The following is a 21413-nucleotide window of genomic DNA, read 5'->3' as shown; positions in this document are numbered from 1 at the left end:
TGTTGGCGGAGCGTGGCCGTCGCTACCCGTGGCGCAATTCGTTGGCGACCACTTCGACGACTTCATCCCACGCGCCCGGCCGCGGCTGACGCACCAGCGTCGCGCCCGGATACCACGGGCTGCGCGTGTCGCCGTCGAACCAGCGCCAGTCGGCGGCGAACGGCAGCATCAGCCACAGCGGCTTGCGCAGCGCGCCGGCGAGGTGCGCGATCGAGGTGTCGATCGACACCACCGCGTCGAGCCGCTCGACGATCGCCGCGGTATCCGCGAAGTCGCCGATCCGTTGGTCGAAGCGATGGATCGCGGCCGCGCGCGGATGGGCGTCGAGCGCCGCGCGTTCGTCGTCGGACAGATCGGGCTGCAGCACGATCCAGTCGATGCCGTCGAGCGCGAACAGCGGCTCCAGCGCGGCGAGCGGCATCGTGCGGGTTTCGTTGCGCTGGATGCGCCCTGACCACGCGAGCCCGATCTTGCGCTTCGCCTGACCGCCGAGCGAGCCGCGCCATTTGCGGCGATAGGCCGGCGGCACGCTCAGATAGGGCGTGCGCGCTTCGATCGTGTCATAGCGCGTGCCGAGCGCGAGCGGCAGGCTCAACAGCGGAATCTGCAGATCGGCGGCGGGGCGCGGCTGACCTTGCGCGATCAGCGAGACGCGCCATGCCTGCGCGACGGGCGCGAGCAGCGGCACCAACTGCGGCTGCACTTCGAGCACGACGCGCGCGGCGCGTTGCGCGGCGAGCGGCACGAAGCGCACGAATTGCAGCGTGTCGCCGAAACCCTGTTCGGCATGGATCAGCAGCGTGTACTCGTCGATTGACTCGCCGTGCCAGCGCGGCAGCGTCTGGATCGCCGGTTGCGCGACGGTTTGCAGGCGCCATTCGTATTCGGGCAGACCGCGCTCGAAGTCGCGCATCGCAAGCCACGCGAGCGCTCGGTTCATATGCGCGGACGCGAGGTCGGGGCGCAGCCGCAACGCCTGATCGAGCGCGCGCACCGCGGCCGCGTGCGCGCCGAGCGCCTGGTGCGCGGTGCCGAGCGCGAGCCACGCGAGCGCGAATTGCGGGTCGAGCCCGACCGCGCGCTCCAGATACGGCAAGGCCTGCTCGGCCCGGCCGAGCGCCGCGAGCGCGTTGCCCATGCCGTAGATCGCGGGCGGCAGGTTCGGCTGCAGCCGCAGCGCCGCTTCGAATGATGCGACCGCCTGCGCATGTCGGCCGGTCGCATCGAACGTGTTCGCGAGGTTGAAGTGCGCGGCGACGAAGCGCGGCTCGGCGGCGAGCGCGGCCTCGAAGCAGGGCACCGCTTCGTTCGGCCGATCGAGCGCGTTCAGCGACATGCCCATGTTGTTCAGCGCGCCGGCGTGACCGGGGCGCAGTTCGAGCGCGCGCCGGAACGACGCGATCGCGTCCGCGTGACGGCCGAGCGCGTGCAGCGCATTGCCGAGATTGTTGTACGACGACGCGTCATCCGGCTGCAGGCGCAGCGAGCGTTCGAACGCATCGGCGGCGTCTTCGTGACGGCCCAGCGACGCGTACGCGTTGCCGAGGTTGTAGTGCGCCATCGGGAACGTCGGCGCGAGCGTCAGCGCGTTGCGGAACTGCTCGATCGCGGCGTCGATCTGGCCGAGCGCCTTCAGCGCATTGCCGAGGTTCAGCTGCAGCGCCGCGTCTTCGGGGCGCAGGTCGACCGCGCGCCGCACGAGCGCCGCGGCTTCGGCGTGCTGGCCCTGCTGGTGGCGCAGCACGCCGAGCAGATGCAGCGCATCGACATGGCTGGGGTCGTGGTCGAGCGTGGCGCGGTAGCCGCGTTCGGCGTCGTCGAGGCGGCCGTCACGATGCGCCGCGAACGCGCGGTCAAATACAGGTTGCATGACGGGGAGGGCATTCGGATCAATCAGACTGGGCCGCATTTTCCCATACTTGCGCAAGGGGCCCGGATTTGCGCGGCTCGCAGGGGCCTCTGCAGCGCCGCGGCGTCCCTTCTGGGCGATTGATGCAGCGCACCGGTGTGCGCGAGAGCGGCGGCGTACACTAGAACGCATTGTCGCCTCCGGAGTTCCGCATGGACGCTGCCGCCTACGACGCGTCGCCGGTGCTGATCGTCGGGGCCGGTCCCACCGGACTTGCCGCAGCGATGAGTCTCGCGCGTGCTCACATCCCCGTGCGTCTGATCGACAAGGCGCCGCAGCCGAACCCTTACTCGCGCGCGATCGGCATTCAGGCACGCACGCTCGAGCTGCTCGAGCAGCATCGGCTGATCGAGCCGTTTCTCGAACTCGGCCATCGAGCGCGCGTCGCGAATCTGTTTTCGAACGGCATGCGGCTTGCGCAGCTCGATTTCGACCCGCTGCACACGCGCTATCCCTATCTGCTGTTTCTCGACCAGTCGGTGACCGAGCGGCTCCTGACCGAGCATCTGGCGACGCTCGGCGTGAAGGTCGAGCGCGGCGTCGAACTGATGGCGTTCATGCAAGGCTCCGCGAGCATTCAGGCGACCCTGCGCCGCCCGGACGGCCGTACGGAAGGCATGCGCCCGTCATACATGATCGCCGCCGACGGCGCGCATAGCTCGATTCGCCATCGCCTCGGCCTGAACTTCGAGGGCAAGACCTTCGAGCAGACCTTCCTGCTCGCTGACCTGCACGCGGAAACCGACTGGCCCGACGACGAGTTCCATATCTTCGCGTCGGGCGACGGTCTCGTCGCGCTGTTTCCGATGGGCCACGGCCGTCATCGACTGATCGCCGATCATGCGGTCGAGCCGTCCGGCGGCGCCGCCCCGCCCGCCATCCCCGCAGTGCCGTCGCTCGAACAATGCAAGGCGCTGATTGCGCGACGCGTGCGCGAGCGCGTCGACGTGTCGGATCTCGCGTGGTCGGCGTATTTCCACGTGAATAGCCGGATGGTCGATCGGCTGCGCGTGGGCCGCATCTTCCTCGCCGGCGATGCCGCGCACGTGCACAGCCCCGCGGGCGCGCAGGGCATGAACACCGGCATCCAGGAAGCGCTCAATCTCGGCTGGAAGCTCGCGCGTGTGATCGGCGGCGCGGCGCCGGATCGCCTGCTCGACACGTACCACGCCGAACGGCATCCGATCGAGCGCGAGGTGCTGCGGCAGACCGGCTTCATCACGCAAATGGCCGAGGCCGATCACGGTCCGCTGAAGCTGCTGCGCGAGCGCGTGATGCCGGTGCTGGCCGCGCTGGGGCCGCTGCGCGATGCCGCGCGCGCGACCATCAGCGAGCTGGCGATCCAGTACCGGCGCAGTCCACTGACGCTCGAGCGCGTGCTCGACGGCGGCCCGCGCGCGGGCGAGCGCGCGCCGGATGCGCTGGTGCATGTCGTCGACGGTCCGCTCGGGCGCGCGCCGGGTGTGGGCTGCATTTTCGATCTGCACGATCCGGCGTTCTTCTCGCTGTTTCTGCTGGTGCCGCCGCTGCCCGTCGACGGCACGCCGCTCGATCCGGCTGCGAAGCATGCGGCGCCGCCGGACCCGGAGCTGGAAAAGCTCGCCGCCGAGGTCGAGCGGCTGCTGCCGAACGCGGTGCGGATCTGGCGCGTCACCGATACGAGCGGCGACGGCGGCCCGGCGCTGTCCGAATCATATGGGCGCACACGGCCGTCGTTTTATCTGGTGCGGCCCGATGGCTATATCAGCGCGCGCGGACGCACCGGCTCGGACCTGCATGGTCTAGTACGGCACTGCGAGGCGTGGTTTGCGGTGGGGGGAGAGATACACGAGCAGGCGACGCTGTGATCAGGGTCGCCTGTTGCGCGGCAGCGGATTTCGCCGCCGTGCCACGGTGGTTGAGGAAAGGGCCTAAGTCTAAGCCTAAGCCGCCGACGCCTGGGCCGGCGTCAACTTCTCGCGATACCTGACGATCGCCTCGCGCGTGAAGTTCGTTAGCGCGATGCCATAGGTGTCCGGCGCTTCGTCGAGCGTTGCGAGCAGCGCGCGACGCATGCGCGGCTCCCAGAAGCGGCGGATGTGTTCGGCGACGCCGGTCAGCGCTTCCTCGTGGTCGGGCATCGACTCGAAGAAGTCGCCGATCCGGTTCGCCATGTCGATCAGATTCCGATTGTCCATGGCTCGCCTCACTTGCCCGCGGTAACGGCCGCGGCCGAATCGGCCTGCTCGCGCCGTTTCAGCAGATCGAGCTGTTCGCTACTGAAGCGCGAATAGTCCTTCTGCCATTGCGACGGCTGCTCGACCGGCATCACCTGCACTGCGGTCACCTTGTATTCGGGGCAGTTGGTCGCCCAGTCGGAGCTGTCGGTCGTGATCACGTTCGCGCCCGATTCGGGGAAGTGGAACGTCGTATAGACGACGCCCGGCTGCATGCGCTCCGTCACCTTCGCGCGCAACACGGTCTGCCCCGCGCGCGATTCGATGCCGACCCAGTCGCCGGTTTTGATACCGCGTTCCTCCGCATCGTCCGGATGCAGTTCGAGCCGGTCTTCGTCATGCCAGAGCGAGTTGTCGGTGCGGCGCGTCTGCGCGCCGACGTTGTACTGCGACAGGATGCGGCCGGTCGTCAGCAGCAGCGGATACTTGCGCGTGACCTTCTCCGGCGAGGCGATGAACTTCGTGATCACGAACCTGCCCTTGCCGCGCACGAAGGTACCGACGTGCATCGTCGGCGTGCCGTCGGGCGCGTCCTCGTTGCACGGCCACTGGATGCTGCCCAATTCGTCGATCTTCTGGAACGACACGCCGTGGAAGGTCGGCGTGAGCCGTGCGATTTCGTCCATGATCTCGGACGGATGGGTGTAGTCCATCTCGTAGCCGAGCGCGCGCGACAGCAGCTGCGTGACTTCCCAGTCCGCGTACCCGCCGAGCGGCGGCATCACCTTGCGCACGCGCGAGATGCGGCGCTCGGCATTGGTGAACGTGCCGTCCTTTTCGAGGAACGACGAGCCGGGCAGCAGCACGTGTGCATACTTGGCGGTCTCGTTCAGGAAGATGTCCTGCACGACGATGCATTCCATCGACGACAGCGCCGCCGCCACATGATGCGTGTTCGGGTCCGACTGCACGATGTCCTCGCCCTGGCAGTACAGCCCCTTGAAGCTGCCGTGCAGCGCGGCGTCGAACATGTTCGGAATGCGCAGGCCCGGTTCCGGTTGCAGCGTGACGTTCCACGCGTTTTCGAACTGCGTGCGCACGAGCGGATCGCCGATGTGCCGATAGCCGGGCAGCTCGTGCGGGAACGAGCCCATGTCGCACGAGCCCTGCACGTTGTTCTGGCCGCGCAGCGGATTCACGCCGACACCTTCGCGGCCGATGTTGCCGGTCGCCATCGCGAGATTCGCGATGCCGATCACCATCGTCGAGCCTTGCGCGTGTTCGGTGACACCGAGGCCGTAGTAGATCGCGGCGTTGCCGGCGCTCGCGTAGATGCGCGCGGCTTCGCGCACCTGTTGCGCGGGCACGCCGGTTGCCGCTTCGGTCGCCTCCGGCGAGTTCTCAGGCAGCGCGACGAAATCGCGCCACTGCTCGAACGCGCGCGTTTCGCAGCGCTCGGCGATGAACGCTTCGTCGAGCAGGCCTTCGGTGACGATCACATGCGCGAGCGCGTTGACGATCGCGACGTTGGTGCCGGGCCGCAATTGCAGATGATGCGAGGCCTTCACGTGCGGCGTATCGACGATGTCGATCCGGCGCGGATCGACGACGATCAGCTTCGCACCCTCGCGCACGCGCCGCTTCAGACGCGAGGCGAACACCGGATGGCCGTCGGTCGGATTCGCGCCGATCACCATGATGACGTCGGCCTTATCGACCGAGGCGAACGTCTGGGTGCCGGCCGATTCGCCGATCGTCGTCTTCAGGCCGTAGCCGGTCGGTGAATGGCAGACGCGCGCGCAGGTGTCGACGTTGTTGTTGCCGAACGCGGCGCGCACGAGCTTCTGCACGAGGTACGTCTCTTCGTTCGTGCAACGCGACGACGTGATGCCGCCGATCGAATCGCGCCCATGCTTCGCCTGGATGCGACGGAATTCCGATGCCGCGTACGAGATTGCTTCGTCCCAGCTGACTTCGCGCCACGGGTCGGTGATCTTCGCGCGGATCATCGGCTTCTTGATGCGGTCCTTGTGCGTCGCGTAGCCCCACGCGAAGCGCCCCTTCACGCACGCATGGCCTTCGTTGGCCTGGCCGTTCTTGTGCGGCACCATGCGCACGACCTGATTGCCTTTCATCTCAGCCTTGAACGAGCAGCCGACGCCGCAATACGCGCAGGTGGTGACGACCGAGTGCTCGGGCTGGCCGAGCATCACAACGGTCTTTTCCTGCAAGGTCGCGGTCGGGCACGCGGCCACGCACGCGCCGCACGACACGCACTCCGATTCCATGAACGGCTGGTTCTCGCTCGCCGCGACTCGCGATTCGAAGCCGCGTCCGGTGATCGTCAGCGCGAACGTGCCCTGGGTTTCCTCGCACGCGCGCACGCAGCGATTGCAGACGATGCACTTCGACGGGTCGTACGTGAAGTACGGATTCGATTCGTCCTTCCTGTCCTTCAGGTGATTCTCGCCGTCGAAGCCGTAGCGCACTTCGCGCAAGCCCGTCACGCCGGCCATGTCCTGCAGTTCGCAGTCGCCGTTGGCGGGGCAGGTCAGGCAATCAAGCGGATGATCGGAGATGTACAGCTCCATCACGTTGCGACGCAGCGTCTGCAGACGGTCGGTCTGCGTGCGTACCTTCATGCCGGCTTCGACCGGCGTCGTGCACGAGGCCGGATAGCCGCGTCGTCCTTCGATTTCGACCAGACACAGACGGCATGAGCCGAACGGTTCGAGCGAATCGGTCGCGCACAGCTTCGGCACGTTGACGCCGGCTTCGGCCGCCGCGCGCATCACCGAAGTGCCGGCGGGCACGGTCACCGCCTGGCCGTCGATTTCGAGCGTCACGTCGACGTCCGAGTGACGCGCGGGGGTGCCGTAGTCGGTGTCGTCGGCGAACGGGTTGGCGGCGCGTGCCATGGCTTGCGACTTGCACGCGCAGTTGCCTGAGCCGCAGCCGCCCCCCAGGGGGACGGGAGAGTTGAACTGGTCGGACATGGTGAACTCCTCGTGTCAGGCCGCGGCCGCTTTGCTGGCGTGGTCGGCAGTGGCATCGGCGGCGAGACCGAAGTCCTCAGGGAAATGATCGAGCGCGGACAGCACCGGGAACGGCGTCATGCCGCCCATCGCGCACAGCGAACCGGACACCATCGTGTCGCACAGATCGCGCAGCAGTTGCACTTGACGCGTCGAGGTATCGCCATTACGAATACGCGCGATCACTTCGACGCCGCGCGTCGAGCCGATCCGGCACGGTGTGCATTTGCCGCACGATTCGAGCGCGCAGAAGTGCATCGCGTATTGCGCGAGCTCGGCCAGGTTCGACGTGTCGTCATGCACGACGAGACCGCCGTGGCCGATCACCGCGCCGACTGCCGCGTACGCTTCGTAGTCCATCGGGATGTCCCACTGGCTTTCCGGCAAATATGTGCCGAGCGGACCGCCGACCTGCACTGCGCGCGCCGGTCGGCCACTCGCGGTGCCGCCGCCGAAGTCGTCGAGCAGTTGGCGCAATGTCACGCCGAACGCGAGTTCGACGAGGCCGCCTCGCTTGATGTTGCCGGCCAGTTGGAACGGCAGTGTGCCGCGCGAGCGGCCCATGCCGAAGTCCTTATAGAACGCCGCGCCCCGCGCGAAGATGATCGGCACCGTGGCGAGCGTGATCACGTTGTTGATCACGGTGGGCTGGCCGTAGAGACCGACGAGGGCGGGCACCGGCGGCTTCGCGCGGACGATGCCGCGCTTGCCTTCGAGCGATTCCAGCATCGCGGTTTCTTCGCCGCACACGTACGAGCCCGCGCCTTTCGCGACGAACAGCTCGAAGCGCTGCCCGCTCGAGAGCACGCTGTCGCCGAGCCAGCCGGCGGTGCGCGCGCGGGCGATGGCCGCTTCGAGCGTCGCGATCGAGTGCGGGTATTCGCTGCGCACATAGATGTAGCCGACGGTTGCGCCAGTCACGATGCCCGCGATGATCATGCCTTCGATCAGCACGTACGGATCGCTTTCCATCACCAGGCGATCGGAGAAGGTGCCCGAATCGCCTTCGTCGGCATTGCAGACGACGTACTTCTGCGCGGCCTTCGCGCCGCGCACCGTGCGCCACTTGATGCCGGCCGGGAAGGCCGCGCCGCCGCGGCCGCGCAGGCCGGATTGGATCAGCGCTTCGCACGCGGCATCGCCGTCGGTTTGCAGCGCGTTGCGTAGGCCTTCGAGGCCGCCGTGTGAGACGTAGTCGTCGATGGACAGCGGGTCGGTGATGCCGATCCGCGCGAAGGTCAGGCGCTGCTGCTTCCTCAGATACGGAATCTCGTCGACCACGCCGACGCGCCGCGCATGCTCGCCGCCGTCGACGAAGCCCGCGTCGAACAACGCAGCGACGTCTTCCACGTCGACATTCGCATAGCCGATGCGGCCTTCGGGCGTCGCGACTTCGACCAGCGGTTCGAGCCACAGCAACCCGCGCGAACCGTTGCGGATCAGTTCGATCGCCATGCCGCGGCGCGCGGCTTCGCTGGCGATGGCTTCGGCCAGCGCATCGGCGCCGAGCGCGAGCGCCGACGAATCTCGCGGAACATAGATGCGCGTCATGCCGGCACCTCCACGCGTTTGCTGGCTGCGGCGAGCAGCGCGTCGAATTTCTGTGGCGTAACGCGTGCGTGCAGCGTGCCGTTGAGCATCATCGCCGGCGACAGCGCGCATTGGCCGAGGCAGTACACCGATTCGAGCTCTACCGTCGCGTCGTCGTGGTGACCGGTGTCAAAGCGGCAACCCGTGTGCGCCTCGATGTGCTGGGCGAGCGCCTCGGTGCCCATGCTGCGGCATGCTTCGGCGCGGCACAGCTGTACCGTGACGGGCGCGGCCGGCGTGGTGCGGAAGTGATGGTAGTAGGTGATGACGCCGTGCACTTCCGCGCGCGACAGGTTCACCGCGCGGGCGAGCGGTCCGACTGCGGCAGGTGGCACAAAGCCGAGTTCGTCCTGGATCGCATGCAGGATCGTCATGAGCGTGCGGCCCGGTTGCGCGTGTCGTTGCACGAGCTGATCCGGCGCCGTGGCGAGAGAATCGTCCAAAGTGGGGGCTCCTCCAAAGCGATATATGCACTTGTTATTCATAACACGTGCACGTATGCTTCGCTTATTCGATGTGGTATAGCCGAAAGATAGGCGGGCTAACCGGCGCGTGCAATAGGAAACGGTCAAACATATATGGTCAGGATCGAATGTCAGGTCGAGCTGGTCGTGAAGAGTGCGGACGGCCGCGAGGCCAGCCTGTCTGACGTGGTGCCGCTGCTCGCGCTTGTCGATGAATCAGGCAGCATTGCGCAGGCCGCGGCGCTTAAGGGTTTGTCCTACCGGCATGCGTGGGGTTTGCTGCGCAGCATCGAGGAGCGGCTTGGTGGTCCGCTGATCGCGAAAGAGCGGGGGCGCGGCTCGGTTTTGTCCGACCTCGGACACGCGGTGCTGCGTGGGCAGCGGCTCTGCGGTGAGCGGCTCGACGGCAATCTGCAGGCGCTCGCGAGCGAAGTGGCGAGCGATCTGAACCGCTGGCTCGCGCCCCCCACCGATAACGTGCGCATCCACGCGTCGCACGGTTATGCGGTGGCCGCGCTCGTAACGGCACTGGTCGCCAACGACCTGCCGGTCGAGATCAAGTACCGCGACGGCGCCGACGCGGTCAGCGCGCTCGCGCGCGGCGAGTGCGATCTGGCGGGTTTTCACCTGCCGCTCGGCGAGTTTCGCGCGGTGTGCGCCGATACCTACCGGCGCTGGCTCGATCCGCAACGCCACGTGCTCGTGCATCTGACCCGGCGCAAGCAAGGACTCTTTATCGGCAAGGGCAATCCCAAGGGAATCGGCGGGCTCGGCGATCTGGCGCGTGACGACATCCGTTTCGTCAACCGCCAGCCGGGCTCGGGCACGCGGATGCTGCTCGATCTTTCGTTGCGACAGATCGGGGTGGACCCGGACCGCGTGAACGGCTATGCGTCGACCGAGCTGACGCACTCCGCGATCGCGGCGTTCGTCGCGAGCGGCATGGCGGACATAGGCTTCGGCGTGCAGCCCGCCGCGCATCATTTCGGGCTCGACTTCATTCCGATCGTCGACGAGGACTATTACTTCGCATGCGACCGCGCGCACCTGTCACGCGCGCCGCTCGCGACGGTGATCAATCTGTTGCGCGGCAGCGCGTTTCACCATCGTGTCGAGCAGCTCGCCGGCTACGATCCGTGCGACTGCGGCAGGCTCGTCGATCTCGACGAGGGGCTCGGCGGCGCGCTAGCTTAACGGCGGCGTAAGAGCTCGTAATCAGAAACTCGATGGCGCTCGGCGCGCGCTGCTGCGCGGCAAGCCGGTTTCGGCTACTCTCTTGGCTTCGTATCCGCTCTAACCGCGCGGCAAGCCGCGCCGAACCAACATGAAAGCTCTTTTCCACGCATGCGCCGCCGCTGCCGCGGCTGGTGTGCTCTGTGCCACCGTCTCCGTCGCTTACGCGCAAAACTCGCCTGGCGTGCCGGGGGGCATCCTGAACGATGAATTCCGCCTCAACGAGCATCCGCAGATGCCGTTCGCCGCGTCCGCGCCGTCGGACAAGTATCAGCACGGCAAACGATCGGCAGCGCGCAAGCGCGGTGACATGGGCGATCCGAGCGGCTGCAATCTGCAGTGCCCGAAGGACGACTAAGGAACGGCGCGGGCTTCGCCCGAGCTTCGAGGTTTGACGCAACGCCGGCCTTGGGGCCGGCGTTGTGCTTTGTGGCCGGTGCAATGGTGGCGCAGTTTGCGGACCGGCTGTGTTCTTGAAGCCGTCCCCTTTGCATCGCCGGCCTGCTTATCGGCCGCGTAGTGGTGCAGCGAATGGCCCTTGTACGCCCATCGCTGCTTGCCGTCCGAGCTCGGGATTAGAGTCCAGTCGTCCGACGGCTTGTCGGTCGGCGCCGTGGCCGCCGGCCAGTTGCTCATGCAGCCGGCGGTGCTACCGGGTCATGTTGTTGGTCGCGGACGGTACCGAAAATAAAAAACCCCGGCAGCGTGAAGCTACCGGGGTTTTTCGGAGCCGTTCATTGCGAACGTGCCAGGTGTTTGGTGGAGGCGGCGGGAATCGAACCCGCGTCCAGAAGTCCTCTACGACCAGTTCTACATGTTTAGTTCTGTCTTTTGATTTAACCGCAGCGACGCGGACGAACACGCTGCGCTACGGCGATTCACTAGATTTTCGACCCGGACGTCGTGACGCCGCCAAGGCTTAACTGACGTATATGACCTCTGTCGGTATTGCTACCGGTCTTGCGACACTAGCCCGTCAGTGAACTAGGCAGAGGACGGCGGCCCTTAGGCTGCCAGTGCGAACGTATCGTCGTTTGCAGTTACGTTTTTCCCATTGATTAACGAGGTGACGGGTCCTCGACATGCCCTAGCCGCTTCGCAACCCCTGTCGAAACCAGGTCGCCCCCGCGGTTCGTTGCTCACATATGTGAGCCAAAGGAGATTTTACAATAGATCGACGGCACGCGTCGTACGCATTGGCTGGCCGGACTTGGTCAGACAATGTCGCGCAGCAGCGTCTGCAACTCGGCCGTCGATTCCACCACGTGTTGCGCGTGCCACCGTGACGGCGGAATGTCGTTGCCGCAATAGCCGTACGCGGCGGCGACGGTCTTCATGCCGGCAGCAAAACCGGCCTGCACGTCGCGCAGGTCGTCGCCGATATAGACGACGCGCTCCGGAGCGATGTCCAGCTCACGCGCCGCGTGCAGCAGCGGCGCGGGGTGCGGCTTCGAATGTGGGGTCGTGTCGCCGCTCACCACGCAGCCGGCGCGCTCCTCGAGCCCGAGTTGCGCGACGAGCGGTTCGGTGAGCCGCGCGATCTTGTTCGTGACGATGCCCCAGCGCACGCCGCGCGCGTCGAGTTCATCGAGCACTTCCGCGATGCCAGGAAAGAGCGTCGTCTCGATGCACAGGTCCGCTTCGTAGTTCGCGAGAAACTCCTCGCGCATCGATGCGAATTCGTGATGATCGGGCCCGATGCCGAACGCGCCGCAGATCAGTCCGCGCGCTCCGGCCGAGGCGAGCGGGCGCAGCTTCTCGAGCGGCACCATCTCGAGTCCCCGGTCGTGGCGCATTTTATTGACAGCGGCCGCGAGGTCGGGCGCCGTGTCGGCAAGCGTGCCGTCGAGGTCGAAAAGCACGGCGAGGCAAAAGCCGAGCGTGTCGTCGTTGTCTTCGCGTTGCGGCAGGGGAGTCGGGTCGCTCATTATTCGTTTCGGATACGGCGGATCGGGGCGGTTCTGGCAGGTCAGGCGTCGCGGCGACAGGCGAGCATATAGTTGACGCTCGTGTCGGACGACAGCGCGAAATGCTTGCTGAGCGGGTTGTACACGATGCCCTTGATGTCGGCCGTGCGCAGATCGGCGGCGCGCACGAAGCCGGCGAGTTCGGACGGGCGGATGAAGCGCGCGTAGTCGTGCGTGCCCTTCGGCAGCATTCGTGCGATGTATTCGGCGCCGATCACCGCGAACAGATACGACTTCACGTTGCGGTTCAGCGTGGAGAAAAACACCCAGCCGCCTGGCTTCACGAGATTCTTGCAGGCCTCGACGATCGCGGCCGGCCTGGGCACGTGCTCGAGCATTTCCATGCAGGTGACCACGTCATAGGTGCCCGGTTCGCGCGCGGCCAGCGCCTCGGCCGCGATTTCTTCGTAATCGACAGTTACACCGCTTTCAAGACTGTGAAGATCGGCGACGCCGAGTGCCTGCGTCGACAGGTCGATGCCCTTAACATGCGCGCCCAAGCCTGCCATCGATTCCGACAGGATGCCGCCGCCGCAACCGATATCGAGCACCTTTTTGCCGGCGAGATGCGCGTGCGCGTCGATCCAGCGCAGGCGAATCGGATTCAGTTCGTGCAGTGGTTTGAATTCGGCATTCGGGTCCCACCAACGATGCGCGAGGTCGCTGAATTTCTGTAGTTCGTGGGGATCGGCGTTGGTCATGGCGAAGGCTGCCTCGATGAAAGCGGTGAGCGGACGCTCGAGGATAAACTCTGAGTATATAGGGCAAGAGAAAGAGCGGCAAAAGCGCGCCAGCGAGTGGCTGCCAATCCGAGCTGCGAGCCGCTAGTAGCGGAACGGGGTGTTCCTCCGCCGCGCATCACGCCACGTCGCGGCACCCGCACATAAAAAAAGCCCCGCCGAAGCGGGGCTTTCGATACTGCGGTAATTTTCCAGCTTACTGCTTCGGCGTACCGACAACTTCGACTTCCACGCGGCGGTCCGGTGCGAGGCAGGCGATGAGTTGCTTGCGGTTCTTCTGGTTGCAACCGGTGGTAACCGGGTTGCGGCGGCCCTTGCCTTCCGTGTAGATACGGTTGGCTTCGACGCCCTTGCTGACCAGGAAGGCCTTCACAGCTTGAGCACGACGCAGCGACAGACGGTCGTTGTAAGCGTCCGAACCGATGCGGTCGGTGTGGCCCGTGGCAACGACGACTTCGAGGTTGATGCCTTGGATCTTCGATGCCAGTTCGCTCAGACGTTCCTTGCCAGCCGGCTTCAGGATTGCTTTGTCGAAGTCGAACAGCGCATCAGCTTGATACGTAATCTTTTCGCTGGAGATTGCCGGAGCCGGAGCGACCGGTGCCGGCGGGGTCGGAGCCTGAGCAACCAGAGCGCCGTCGCACTTGGCGTTAGCCGTTGCGGGCGTCCAGAATGCATCGCGCCAGCAAAGCTCGTTCGTGCCGTTCATCCACACGTATTCGCCAGTACCATTCACCCAGTTGTCGTTGGTAGCTTGTCGCGACGCCGGCACCGACTGCGCCATGGCGGATGCAGCCATAACTGCGGTAGCTGCAATGAACGCGAGCTTTGAAAGTTTATTCATATTTCTCCTCTCGAAATTGAGATTACCGCAGGTTTACTGCGAGCCTGTTGACGGATGACCAGTCATACATTGCTCGAAGTATAACATTGGTGCGGAACAAAAACCGGCTGTATAGACTTCGAGCAGTGTCTGACTCTTTGTGCGTTGGCATTTTGCCATATCGTTCCCCTCCGACGAAAAAAAAATCTGCCCCCATTCAAATCCCCCTCCAAATGTGGTGCATGCGCAACAAATGTTTTCGTCTGAACGGTCCGCCGGCTCTGGCTGAGCGGGGAATTGGCCCTACGCAGGAATCGAGCCTGGTGAGCCTGAAATTGTGCGATCGGCGAGGTGTTGGCGGGTGCCCTCTAATATGTATACGTACCTGCGTCGGGCGCGGATGCGTGGCATGTTAGAATCGCGTGATGCGTTGCGCCTGCAATGCTTACGCGAAGTTGCGGCGAACCCCCGCCTTCGCACGTAAAAGATACGGATAATGGATCAATTCGCCAAAGAGACTCTGCCAATCTCCCTTGAGGAGGAAATGCGCCGTTCGTATCTCGATTACGCGATGAGCGTGATCGTAGGGCGAGCGCTTCCCGATGTCCGCGATGGCCTGAAGCCGGTGCACCGGCGCGTGCTGTATGCGATGCATGAGCTGAACAACGACTGGAACCGCGCCTACAAGAAGTCGGCGCGTATCGTCGGCGACGTCATCGGTAAATACCATCCGCACGGCGACACTGCGGTCTACGACACGATCGTACGGATGGCGCAGGACTTCTCGCTGCGCTACATGCTCGTCGACGGCCAGGGGAACTTCGGTTCGGTCGACGGCGACAACGCCGCGGCGATGCGTTACACCGAAATCCGCATGGCGAAGATCGGCCACGAACTGCTGGCCGACATCGACAAGGAAACGGTCGACTTCGTGCCGAACTACGACGGCAGCGAGAATGAACCGGCCATCCTGCCCGCGCGCATCCCTAACCTGCTGATCAATGGCTCGTCCGGCATCGCGGTCGGCATGGCGACCAACATCCCGCCGCACAACCTCAACGAAGTCGTCGACGCGTGTCAGCATCTGCTGAAAAACCCGGAAGCGACGATCGACGAGCTGATCGAGATCATCCCCGCACCCGACTTCCCGACCGCCGGCATCATCTACGGCGTGGCCGGCGTGCGCGACGGCTATCGGACCGGTCGCGGCCGCGTTGTGATGCGCGCGCTGACGCACTTCGAGGAAATCGACCGTGGCCAGCGCATGGCAATCATCGTCGACGAATTGCCGTATCAGGTGAACAAGCGCTCGCTGCTCGAGCGTATCGCCGAGCTCGTCAACGAGAAGAAGCTCGAAGGCATCTCCGACATCCGCGACGAATCCGACAAGAGCGGCATGCGTGTCGTGATCGAGCTCAAGCGCGGCGAAGTGCCCGAGGTCGTGCTGAACAATCTTTACAAGGCGACCCAGCTTCAGGACACGTTCGGCATGAACATGGTCGCGCTCGTCGACGGTCAGCCGAAGCTCCTGAATCTGAAGGAAATGCTGACGTGCTTCCTGTCGCATCGCCGGGAAGTGCTGACGCGGCGCACCGTCTACGAGCTGCGCAAGGCGCGCGAACGTGGCCATGTGCTCGAGGGTCTGGCGGTTGCGCTCGCGAACATCGACGAATTCATCGCGCTCATCAAGGCCGCGCCGACGCCGCCTATCGCCAAGCAGGAACTGATGTCGCGCTCGTGGGATTCGTCGCTCGTGCGCGAAATGCTGTCGCGCGCCGAGACGGATAACGCGTCGGCGGGCGGTCGCGAAGCATATCGTCCGGAGGGGTTGAACCCGTCGTTCGGCATGCAGGCCGATGGCCTCTACCGTTTGTCCGATACCCAGGCGCAGGAAATCCTGCAGATGCGTCTGCAGCGCCTGACCGGTCTCGAGCAGGACAAGATCATTGGCGAATACCGCGATGTGATGGCGCAGATCGCTGACCTGCTGGACATTCTGGCTCGCCCGGAACGCATTTCGGCGATCATCGTCGACGAACTTTCGTCGATCAAGGCCGAATTCGGCGATGCGCGTCGCTCGAAGATCGAGTTGAACGCGACCGAACTGAACACCGAAGACCTGATCACGCCGCAGGAAATGGTCGTGACGATGTCGCACGCGGGCTACGTGAAATCGCAGCCGCTGTCCGAATATCGGGCCCAGAAGCGCGGTGGTCGTGGCAAGCAGGCCACTTCCATGAAGGAAGACGACTGGATCGACACGCTGTTCATCGCCAATACGCACGACCACATCCTGTGCTTCTCGAATCGCGGCCGGGTGTACTGGGTCAAGGTCTACGAGGTGCCGCAGGGCTCGCGCAATTCGCGCGGCCGGCCGATCGTCAATATGTTCCCGCTGCAGGAAGGCGAAAAGATCACGGTCGTGCTGCCGGTCAAGGAGTTCTCGGCCGACAAGTTCGTGTTCATGGCAACCGCGTTAGGAACGGTAAAGAAGACCCCGCTCGAGGCATTCAGCCGGCCGCTGCGCAAGGGTATTATTGCGGTCGGTCTCGATGAGGGTGATTACCTGATCGGCGCCGCGATCACCGATGGCCAGCACGACGTGATGCTGTTCTCTGATTCTGGCAAGGCAGTGCGCTTTGACGAAAACGACGTGCGTCCGATGGGCCGCGAGGCGCGCGGCGTGCGCGGCATGCAGCTCGAAGACGGCCAGAACGTGATTGCGTTGCTGGTGGCCGGCGATGAGCAGCAGTCGGTGCTCACCGCAACCGAGAACGGCTTCGGCAAGCGCACCCCGATCACCGAGTACACGCGTCACGGCCGCGGCACGAAGGGCATGATCGCGATCCAGACGTCGGAGCGCAATGGCAGGGTCGTTGCCGCGACGCTCGTGGATTCGGAAGCGCAGATCATGCTGATTACCACGACGGGCGTGCTGATTCGCACGCGCGTGTCGGAAATTCGCGAAATGGGACGCGCAACGCAAGGTGTTACACTCATCAGCCTTGACGAAGGGACCAAGCTGTCCGGTCTGCAACAGGTAGCTGAGGCCGAGGGCGAGTCGGAAAGCGATTCCGACGGCTCCGCTGAAGGTGATAACGGCGGTGAGGGCGGCGGCGCGGCTTGATCCGTGCCAGCGGCTTTCAGTCTCAGTTAATACGTTGAAGCTACGCTGCGGGTCAACGCGTATCAGGCCGGTACGCTTTCCCGTGCGGCGTGCGGTTCAAGTTAATTTCTCTTAGGGAGTAATGATGCAAAAACGATTCAAACAACTGATGTTGCTGGCTGCCATCGTGCCGACCTTCGCCATGGCTCAAGCGCTGCAGAACCAGGCGCCCGCAGCTCCGGCTGCCGCAGCAGCACCGGTTGATCCGGCCAAGCAAGCTGCCATCAAGGACCTGCTCGACGCCATCGACGCGCAGAAGCTGGTTGGCGCAATCGGCAATAGCGCGCAGATGCAGGCCAAGCAGCTCGTGCCGGCAATCCTGTCGGACGCGCTGACCGAGAACAAGACGATGACGGACAAGCAGAAGCAGGCCGCCGTGCCGACGCTGCAGAAGAACGCGGTGCCGAAGCTGGTGGACGCGGCAGGCCAGGTCTTCGCAACCGACTCTTTCCGTCAGGACGCGATGCAAGCTCAGTACGATGCGTACGCGAAGTACTACAGCGTGTCGGAAATCAAGGACCTGACCACGTTCTACAAGAGCCCGACCGGACGCAAGTTCATCCAGGTGCAAGACCAGGTTGGCCGCGACGTCGTGAACGGTCTGATGCAGAAGTACATGCCGGAATCGATCAAGGCAACGCGTGACCAGGCCGACAAGGAAGTCGCATCGGTCAAGCCGGCTGCCAAGTAAATTCCGCTCGCAGGCCGCGCTAACCAGCCGGCCTGTCGCCGCGCCCGTTGGGCCACCCGGCGTGGCGGGTTGGCGGCGACAATGCGATAATGGCCGTTTGCGCACTGGCGCAGACGGCCATTTTCTTTTTCGGCGAGCCATTTCGCAGTTCTTTTCGCAGATTCCCGCGCGACTTCGTTATTTCACGCCCGCTTCCAGGACCTCACATGCGCGTTTTTAATTTCTCCGCCGGCCCGGCGGCCATGCCCGTAGAAGTGCTGCGCCAGGCAGCCGACGAGATGCTGAACTGGCAAGGTAGTGGTATGAGCGTGATGGAAATGAGCCATCGCGGCAAGGAATTCATGTCGATCCACGAAGCAGCGCTGACCGATCTGCGCGAGTTGCTGCAGGTGCCGGCAAGTCACCGCATCCTTTTCCTGCAGGGCGGCGGGCTCGGCGAGAACGCGATCGTGCCGATGAACCTGCTCGGCTCGAAACCGCGGGCGGATTTCGTCGTCACCGGCTCGTGGTCGCAGAAATCGTTCAAGGAAGCGGAAAAATACGGCAGCGTGCATCTTGCCGCGACCGGCAAGACGGCCGAGGGCTACACGCGCGCGCCGGCGCGCGCGGAATGGCAACTGTCGGACGATCCGGCTTACGTGCATTTGTGCACGAACGAGACCATTCATGGCGTCGAAACCTTCGAGATTCCCGACCTCGGCAATATTCCGCTCGTGGCGGACGCGTCGTCGCATATCCTTTCGCGCCCGATGGACATCGCCAAATACGGCGTGCTGTTCGGCGGCGCGCAGAAGAATATCGGCATGGCGGGCGTGACGGTCGTGATCGTGCGTGAGGACATGCTCGATCGCGCAATGCCGATTTGCCCATCGGCGTTCGAATGGAAGACCGTCGCCGAGAACAACTCGATGTACAACACGCCGCCCACCTATGCGATCTATATTGCCGGGCTCGTGTTCAAGTGGTTGAAGAACCAGGGCGGCCTCCGGGCGATGGAGGCGCGCAACCTCGAAAAATCGAAGCTGCTGTACGACACGATCGACTCGAGCAGCTTCTATCTGAACAAGGTCGAACGTGGCTCGCGCTCGCGGATGAACGTACCGTTCTTCCTCGCCGACGAGTCGCGCAACGAAGATTTCCTGTCCGGCGCGAAAGCGCGGGGATTGGTGCAGCTAAAGGGCCACAAGTCCGTGGGCGGCATGCGGGCGTCGATTTATAACGCCGTCCCGCTCGAAGGCGTCAAAGCGCTTGTCGAATACATGAAGGAATTCGAACAGCGCAGCGCCTGAGTCACACTGACCGGCAGGCGTGCGCATCTTTTCCAGCAGTTACCCGGCAGAGCCGTTTTACGCATGGACGACGAACTCAATACACGACTCAAACCTCTGCGCGATCGCATCGACGCGCTCGACGCGCAGCTGATCGCGCTCCTGAACCAGCGCGCGTCGGTCGCGCTCGAAGTGGGCGAGATCAAGAAGCATTTCAACGCGCCGGTGTTCCGGCCCGAGCGCGAGATGCAGGTGATCGCGCGCCTCCAGGAAATGAGCGCGGGGCCGCTCGCGGACGAACACATCAGCGCGATCTGGCGCGAGATCATGGCCGCGAGCCGCGCGCTAGAAAAGAGCATCAAGGCCGCGTATCTCGGGCCGGTCGGCACCTATAGCGAACAGGCGATGCACGAGTACTTCGGTCAGTCGATCGAAGGGCTGCCGTGCCCCTCGATCGATGAAGTATTCCGCTCGGTCGAGGCGGGCGCCGCCGACTACGGCGTCGTGCCGGTTGAGAACTCGACCGAAGGCGCGGTGTCGCGCACGCTGGATCTGCTGCTGCAAACCCAGCTGACCATCGGCGGCGAACTCGCATTGCCGATCCATCACAACCTGCTCACGCAAAACGGGCTCGCTGGCGTCACGCGCGTATGCGCGCATGCGCAGGCGCTCGCGCAGTGCCAGCGCTGGCTGTCGACCAATGCGCCGCATCTCGAGCGCCAGGCGGTGTCGAGTAATGCGGAAGCTGCACGGATGGCGGCCGAAGATCCGACTGTCGCGGCCATCGCCGGCGATCGCGCCGCGATCCACTACGGCCTGCAGGTCACCAACGCGCTGATCCAGGATGATCCGCACAACCGCACGCGCTTCGTAATGATTGGCAAGGAGCCGACCGGTCCGAGCGGCTACGATCAGACCTCGCTGATCGTGTCGGTCGCGAACGAACCGGGCGCGATGGTCAAGCTGCTCGAGCCGCTCGCTCGCCACGGCGTGTCGATGACGCGTTTCGAATCGCGTCCGGCGCGCGTCGGCACGTGGGAGTACTACTTCTATATCGATGTCGAAGGCCATCGCGACGATCCGGCTGTGGCTGCCGCGCTCGTCGGTCTCGGCGAGAAGGCCGCGTTCCTGAAAATACTCGGCTCATATCCGCGCGCCCGTTAAGGGCTGGCAGCGCAGTCCGGGCGGCGCCGCGTGCGCTGCCCGAACGCAGATTTCACTATCCATCGTCGTTCGGAGATTTTCATGACAGCGTCTTTCGGCCCTTCCTATGTGCGCGCGATCGCGCCGTACATCGCCGGCAAGCCGATTTCGGAAGTGGCCCGCGACTTCGGTCTCGACGAGGCGAGCATCGTGAAGCTCGCATCGAACGAGAATCCGCTCGGCATGCCGGAATCCGCGCAGCACGCGATGGCGCGGGCGATCGCCGATCTCGGCCGTTATCCGGACTCGAACGGTTTCGAGCTGAAGGCGGCGCTCGCCGCGCGCTACGGTGTGCCGGCTGAGTGGATCACCCTCGGTAACGGCAGCAACGACATTCTCGAACTCGCCGCGCACGCGTTCGTCGAGAAGGGCCAGGCGGTCGTGTTCTCGCAGTATTCGTTCGCGGTCTATGCGCTCGCGACGCAAGGCGTCGGCGCGCGCGCCATCGTCGTGCCGGCGGTGCGCTATGGTCACGACCTCGACGCGATGCTCGCCGCAATCGACGACCACACGCGTCTCGTGTTCGTCGCGAATCCGAACAATCCGACCGGCACGTTCGTCGACGGCCCGAGGCTCGAGGCTTTTCTCGACAAGGTGCCGCGCCACGTGGTCGTCGTGCTCGACGAGGCGTACACCGAGTATCTGTCGGCGGACAAGCGCTACGACTCGATTGACTGGGTGCGCCGCTATCCGAACCTGCTGGTTTCGCGTACGTTCTCGAAGGCGTTCGGGCTTGCGGGCTTGCGCATCGGCTTCGCGATCGCGCAGCCCGGCTTGACCGATTTGCTGAATCGACTGCGTCAACCGTTTAACGTAAATACGCTCGCGCAAGCCGCGGCGATTGCGGCACTGAATGACAGCGCGTTCCTGCAGAAAAGCGCGGCGCTGAACGCGCAGGGCTATACGCTTCTGACCGAGGCGTTCGACAAGCTCGGCCTCGAATACGTGCCGTCCGAAGGCAACTTCGTGCTCGTGCGCGTTGGCAGCGACGACAAAGCCGGCGCCCGCGTGAACCTTGCGCTGCTGAAGCAGGCCGTGATCGTGCGACCGGTCGACAACTACGGCTTGCCGCAGTGGCTGCGCATCACGATCGGCTTGCCGGAGGAAAACGAAGCGTTCCTCGCGGCGCTCGAAAAGACGCTTGCCGAGCCTGACGCAGCGTAAGCCT

General features: G+C 64.5%; 17 protein-coding genes and 1 other RNA gene. 8 read left to right on the top strand and 10 right to left on the bottom strand.

Annotated elements, in window-relative coordinates; genetic code table 11:
* Positions 1–22 precede the first annotated feature (22 nt).
* The gene (locus AB4Y34_RS13950) at positions 23–1870 is read right to left on the bottom strand and encodes a tetratricopeptide repeat protein (RefSeq protein WP_368716332.1); all 1848 of its coding nucleotides are present in this window, start codon (positions 1868–1870) and stop codon (positions 23–25) included.
* Between the two features lie 191 nt (positions 1871–2061).
* On the opposite strand from AB4Y34_RS13950, the gene AB4Y34_RS13945 reads away from it, so the two are divergent.
* Complete coding sequence (locus AB4Y34_RS13945) at positions 2062–3756, top strand: FAD-dependent monooxygenase (protein ID WP_368716331.1); 1695 nt, start codon at positions 2062–2064, stop codon at positions 3754–3756.
* Between the two features lie 75 nt (positions 3757–3831).
* On the opposite strand, the gene AB4Y34_RS13940 is transcribed toward AB4Y34_RS13945, so the two are convergent.
* Genes AB4Y34_RS13940 through AB4Y34_RS13925 form a run of 4 tightly spaced genes read right to left on the bottom strand, consistent with a single transcriptional unit; the run spans position 3832 to position 9133 of the window.
* Complete coding sequence (locus tag AB4Y34_RS13940; RefSeq protein ID WP_176369260.1) at positions 3832–4086, bottom strand: formate dehydrogenase subunit delta; 255 nt, start codon at positions 4084–4086, stop codon at positions 3832–3834.
* Between the two features lie 8 nt (positions 4087–4094).
* Positions 4095–7061 (bottom strand): formate dehydrogenase subunit alpha, encoded by a 2967-nt coding sequence (gene fdhF / locus AB4Y34_RS13935; protein WP_368716330.1) that lies wholly within the window; start codon positions 7059–7061, stop codon positions 4095–4097.
* Positions 7062–7076: 15 nt separating this feature from the next.
* Positions 7077–8651, bottom strand: coding sequence for a formate dehydrogenase beta subunit (locus tag AB4Y34_RS13930; RefSeq protein ID WP_368716329.1), 1575 nt, complete (start codon positions 8649–8651; stop codon positions 7077–7079).
* Positions 8648–9133 carry an NAD(P)H-dependent oxidoreductase subunit E gene (locus AB4Y34_RS13925; RefSeq protein ID WP_368716328.1) on the bottom strand — a complete coding sequence of 162 codons (486 nt, stop codon included), beginning with the start codon at positions 9131–9133 and terminating at the stop codon, positions 8648–8650. The genes AB4Y34_RS13930 and AB4Y34_RS13925 overlap by 4 nt, the downstream gene beginning before the upstream one ends.
* Before the next feature lie 135 nt (positions 9134–9268).
* On the opposite strand from AB4Y34_RS13925, the gene AB4Y34_RS13920 reads away from it, so the two are divergent.
* Together AB4Y34_RS13920 and AB4Y34_RS13915 are read left to right on the top strand one after the other, a co-directional pair.
* Positions 9269–10348, top strand: coding sequence for a substrate-binding domain-containing protein (locus AB4Y34_RS13920; protein WP_176381300.1), 1080 nt, complete (start codon positions 9269–9271; stop codon positions 10346–10348).
* A gap of 130 nt (positions 10349–10478) precedes the next feature.
* Positions 10479–10745 carry a hypothetical protein gene (locus AB4Y34_RS13915; RefSeq protein WP_176369263.1) on the top strand — a complete coding sequence of 89 codons (267 nt, stop codon included), beginning with the start codon at positions 10479–10481 and terminating at the stop codon, positions 10743–10745.
* On the opposite strand, the gene AB4Y34_RS13910 is transcribed toward AB4Y34_RS13915, so the two are convergent.
* The 5 genes from AB4Y34_RS13910 to ompA all read right to left on the bottom strand — a co-directional run bounded on the left by AB4Y34_RS13910 (position 10742) and on the right by ompA (position 13938).
* On the bottom strand, positions 10742–11023 hold the full coding sequence (locus AB4Y34_RS13910) for a hypothetical protein (RefSeq protein ID WP_368716327.1): 282 nt from the start codon (positions 11021–11023) through the stop codon (positions 10742–10744). The genes AB4Y34_RS13915 and AB4Y34_RS13910 overlap by 4 nt on opposite strands.
* Before the next feature lie 121 nt (positions 11024–11144).
* Positions 11145–11514, bottom strand: a transfer-messenger RNA (tmRNA) gene (gene ssrA, locus AB4Y34_RS13905).
* Positions 11515–11601: 87 nt separating this feature from the next.
* Positions 11602–12315 (bottom strand): phosphoglycolate phosphatase, encoded by a 714-nt coding sequence (gene gph, locus AB4Y34_RS13900; RefSeq protein ID WP_368716326.1) that lies wholly within the window; start codon positions 12313–12315, stop codon positions 11602–11604.
* A 41-nt stretch (positions 12316–12356) separates the two neighbouring features.
* A complete protein-coding gene (gene ubiG / locus AB4Y34_RS13895; RefSeq protein WP_368716325.1) occupies positions 12357–13055 on the bottom strand; it encodes a bifunctional 2-polyprenyl-6-hydroxyphenol methylase/3-demethylubiquinol 3-O-methyltransferase UbiG in 699 nt (232 codons plus the stop codon).
* A gap of 235 nt (positions 13056–13290) precedes the next feature.
* Positions 13291–13938: an outer membrane protein OmpA gene (gene ompA, locus AB4Y34_RS13890; protein ID WP_026228725.1), complete on the bottom strand. Its 648-nt coding sequence runs from the start codon at positions 13936–13938 to the stop codon at positions 13291–13293.
* Between the two features lie 475 nt (positions 13939–14413).
* Between ompA and gyrA the strand changes: the two genes are divergently transcribed.
* The 5 genes from gyrA (at position 14414) to hisC (ending at position 21409) form a co-directional block, all read left to right on the top strand.
* Complete coding sequence (gene gyrA, locus AB4Y34_RS13885; RefSeq protein WP_176105376.1) at positions 14414–17044, top strand: DNA gyrase subunit A; 2631 nt, start codon at positions 14414–14416, stop codon at positions 17042–17044.
* A gap of 124 nt (positions 17045–17168) precedes the next feature.
* Positions 17169–17774: a DUF2059 domain-containing protein gene (locus tag AB4Y34_RS13880; RefSeq protein ID WP_176381304.1), complete on the top strand. Its 606-nt coding sequence runs from the start codon at positions 17169–17171 to the stop codon at positions 17772–17774.
* Positions 17775–17980: 206 nt separating this feature from the next.
* Complete coding sequence (gene serC / locus AB4Y34_RS13875) at positions 17981–19063, top strand: 3-phosphoserine/phosphohydroxythreonine transaminase (RefSeq protein WP_176381306.1); 1083 nt, start codon at positions 17981–17983, stop codon at positions 19061–19063.
* A gap of 63 nt (positions 19064–19126) precedes the next feature.
* Positions 19127–20206: a prephenate dehydratase gene (pheA, locus tag AB4Y34_RS13870; RefSeq protein ID WP_176381308.1), complete on the top strand. Its 1080-nt coding sequence runs from the start codon at positions 19127–19129 to the stop codon at positions 20204–20206.
* A gap of 81 nt (positions 20207–20287) precedes the next feature.
* Positions 20288–21409: a histidinol-phosphate transaminase gene (gene hisC / locus AB4Y34_RS13865; RefSeq protein ID WP_176381310.1), complete on the top strand. Its 1122-nt coding sequence runs from the start codon at positions 20288–20290 to the stop codon at positions 21407–21409.
* The last annotated feature ends 4 nt before the right edge of the window (positions 21410–21413 follow it).

The sequence above is a fragment of the Paraburkholderia sp. BR10954 genome (assembly GCF_040965775.1).
Classification (GTDB): Bacteria; Pseudomonadota; Gammaproteobacteria; order Burkholderiales; family Burkholderiaceae; genus Paraburkholderia; species Paraburkholderia youngii.
The sequence above is the reverse complement of the archived record's forward strand: the minus strand, read 5'-3'. Positions and strand labels throughout refer to the sequence as shown.

Coding starts and splice junctions, on each gene's coding strand:
- serC (WP_176381306.1), top strand. CDS start 17,981: ATGCGCGTTTTTAATTTCTCCGCCGGCCCGGCGGCCATGCCCGTAGAA.
- ubiG (WP_368716325.1), bottom strand. CDS start 13,055: ATGACCAACGCCGATCCCCACGAACTACAGAAATTCAGCGACCTCGCG.
- AB4Y34_RS13945 (WP_368716331.1), top strand. CDS start 2,062: ATGGACGCTGCCGCCTACGACGCGTCGCCGGTGCTGATCGTCGGGGCC.
- ompA (WP_026228725.1), bottom strand. CDS start 13,938: ATGAATAAACTTTCAAAGCTCGCGTTCATTGCAGCTACCGCAGTTATG.
- fdhF (WP_368716330.1), bottom strand. CDS start 7,061: ATGTCCGACCAGTTCAACTCTCCCGTCCCCCTGGGGGGCGGCTGCGGC.
- AB4Y34_RS13915 (WP_176369263.1), top strand. CDS start 10,479: ATGAAAGCTCTTTTCCACGCATGCGCCGCCGCTGCCGCGGCTGGTGTG.
- gph (WP_368716326.1), bottom strand. CDS start 12,315: ATGAGCGACCCGACTCCCCTGCCGCAACGCGAAGACAACGACGACACG.
- AB4Y34_RS13950 (WP_368716332.1), bottom strand. CDS start 1,870: ATGCAACCTGTATTTGACCGCGCGTTCGCGGCGCATCGTGACGGCCGC.
- AB4Y34_RS13930 (WP_368716329.1), bottom strand. CDS start 8,651: ATGACGCGCATCTATGTTCCGCGAGATTCGTCGGCGCTCGCGCTCGGC.
- AB4Y34_RS13940 (WP_176369260.1), bottom strand. CDS start 4,086: ATGGACAATCGGAATCTGATCGACATGGCGAACCGGATCGGCGACTTC.
- AB4Y34_RS13880 (WP_176381304.1), top strand. CDS start 17,169: ATGCAAAAACGATTCAAACAACTGATGTTGCTGGCTGCCATCGTGCCG.
- AB4Y34_RS13910 (WP_368716327.1), bottom strand. CDS start 11,023: ATGAGCAACTGGCCGGCGGCCACGGCGCCGACCGACAAGCCGTCGGAC.
- gyrA (WP_176105376.1), top strand. CDS start 14,414: ATGGATCAATTCGCCAAAGAGACTCTGCCAATCTCCCTTGAGGAGGAA.
- AB4Y34_RS13920 (WP_176381300.1), top strand. CDS start 9,269: ATGGTCAGGATCGAATGTCAGGTCGAGCTGGTCGTGAAGAGTGCGGAC.
- pheA (WP_176381308.1), top strand. CDS start 19,127: ATGGACGACGAACTCAATACACGACTCAAACCTCTGCGCGATCGCATC.
- hisC (WP_176381310.1), top strand. CDS start 20,288: ATGACAGCGTCTTTCGGCCCTTCCTATGTGCGCGCGATCGCGCCGTAC.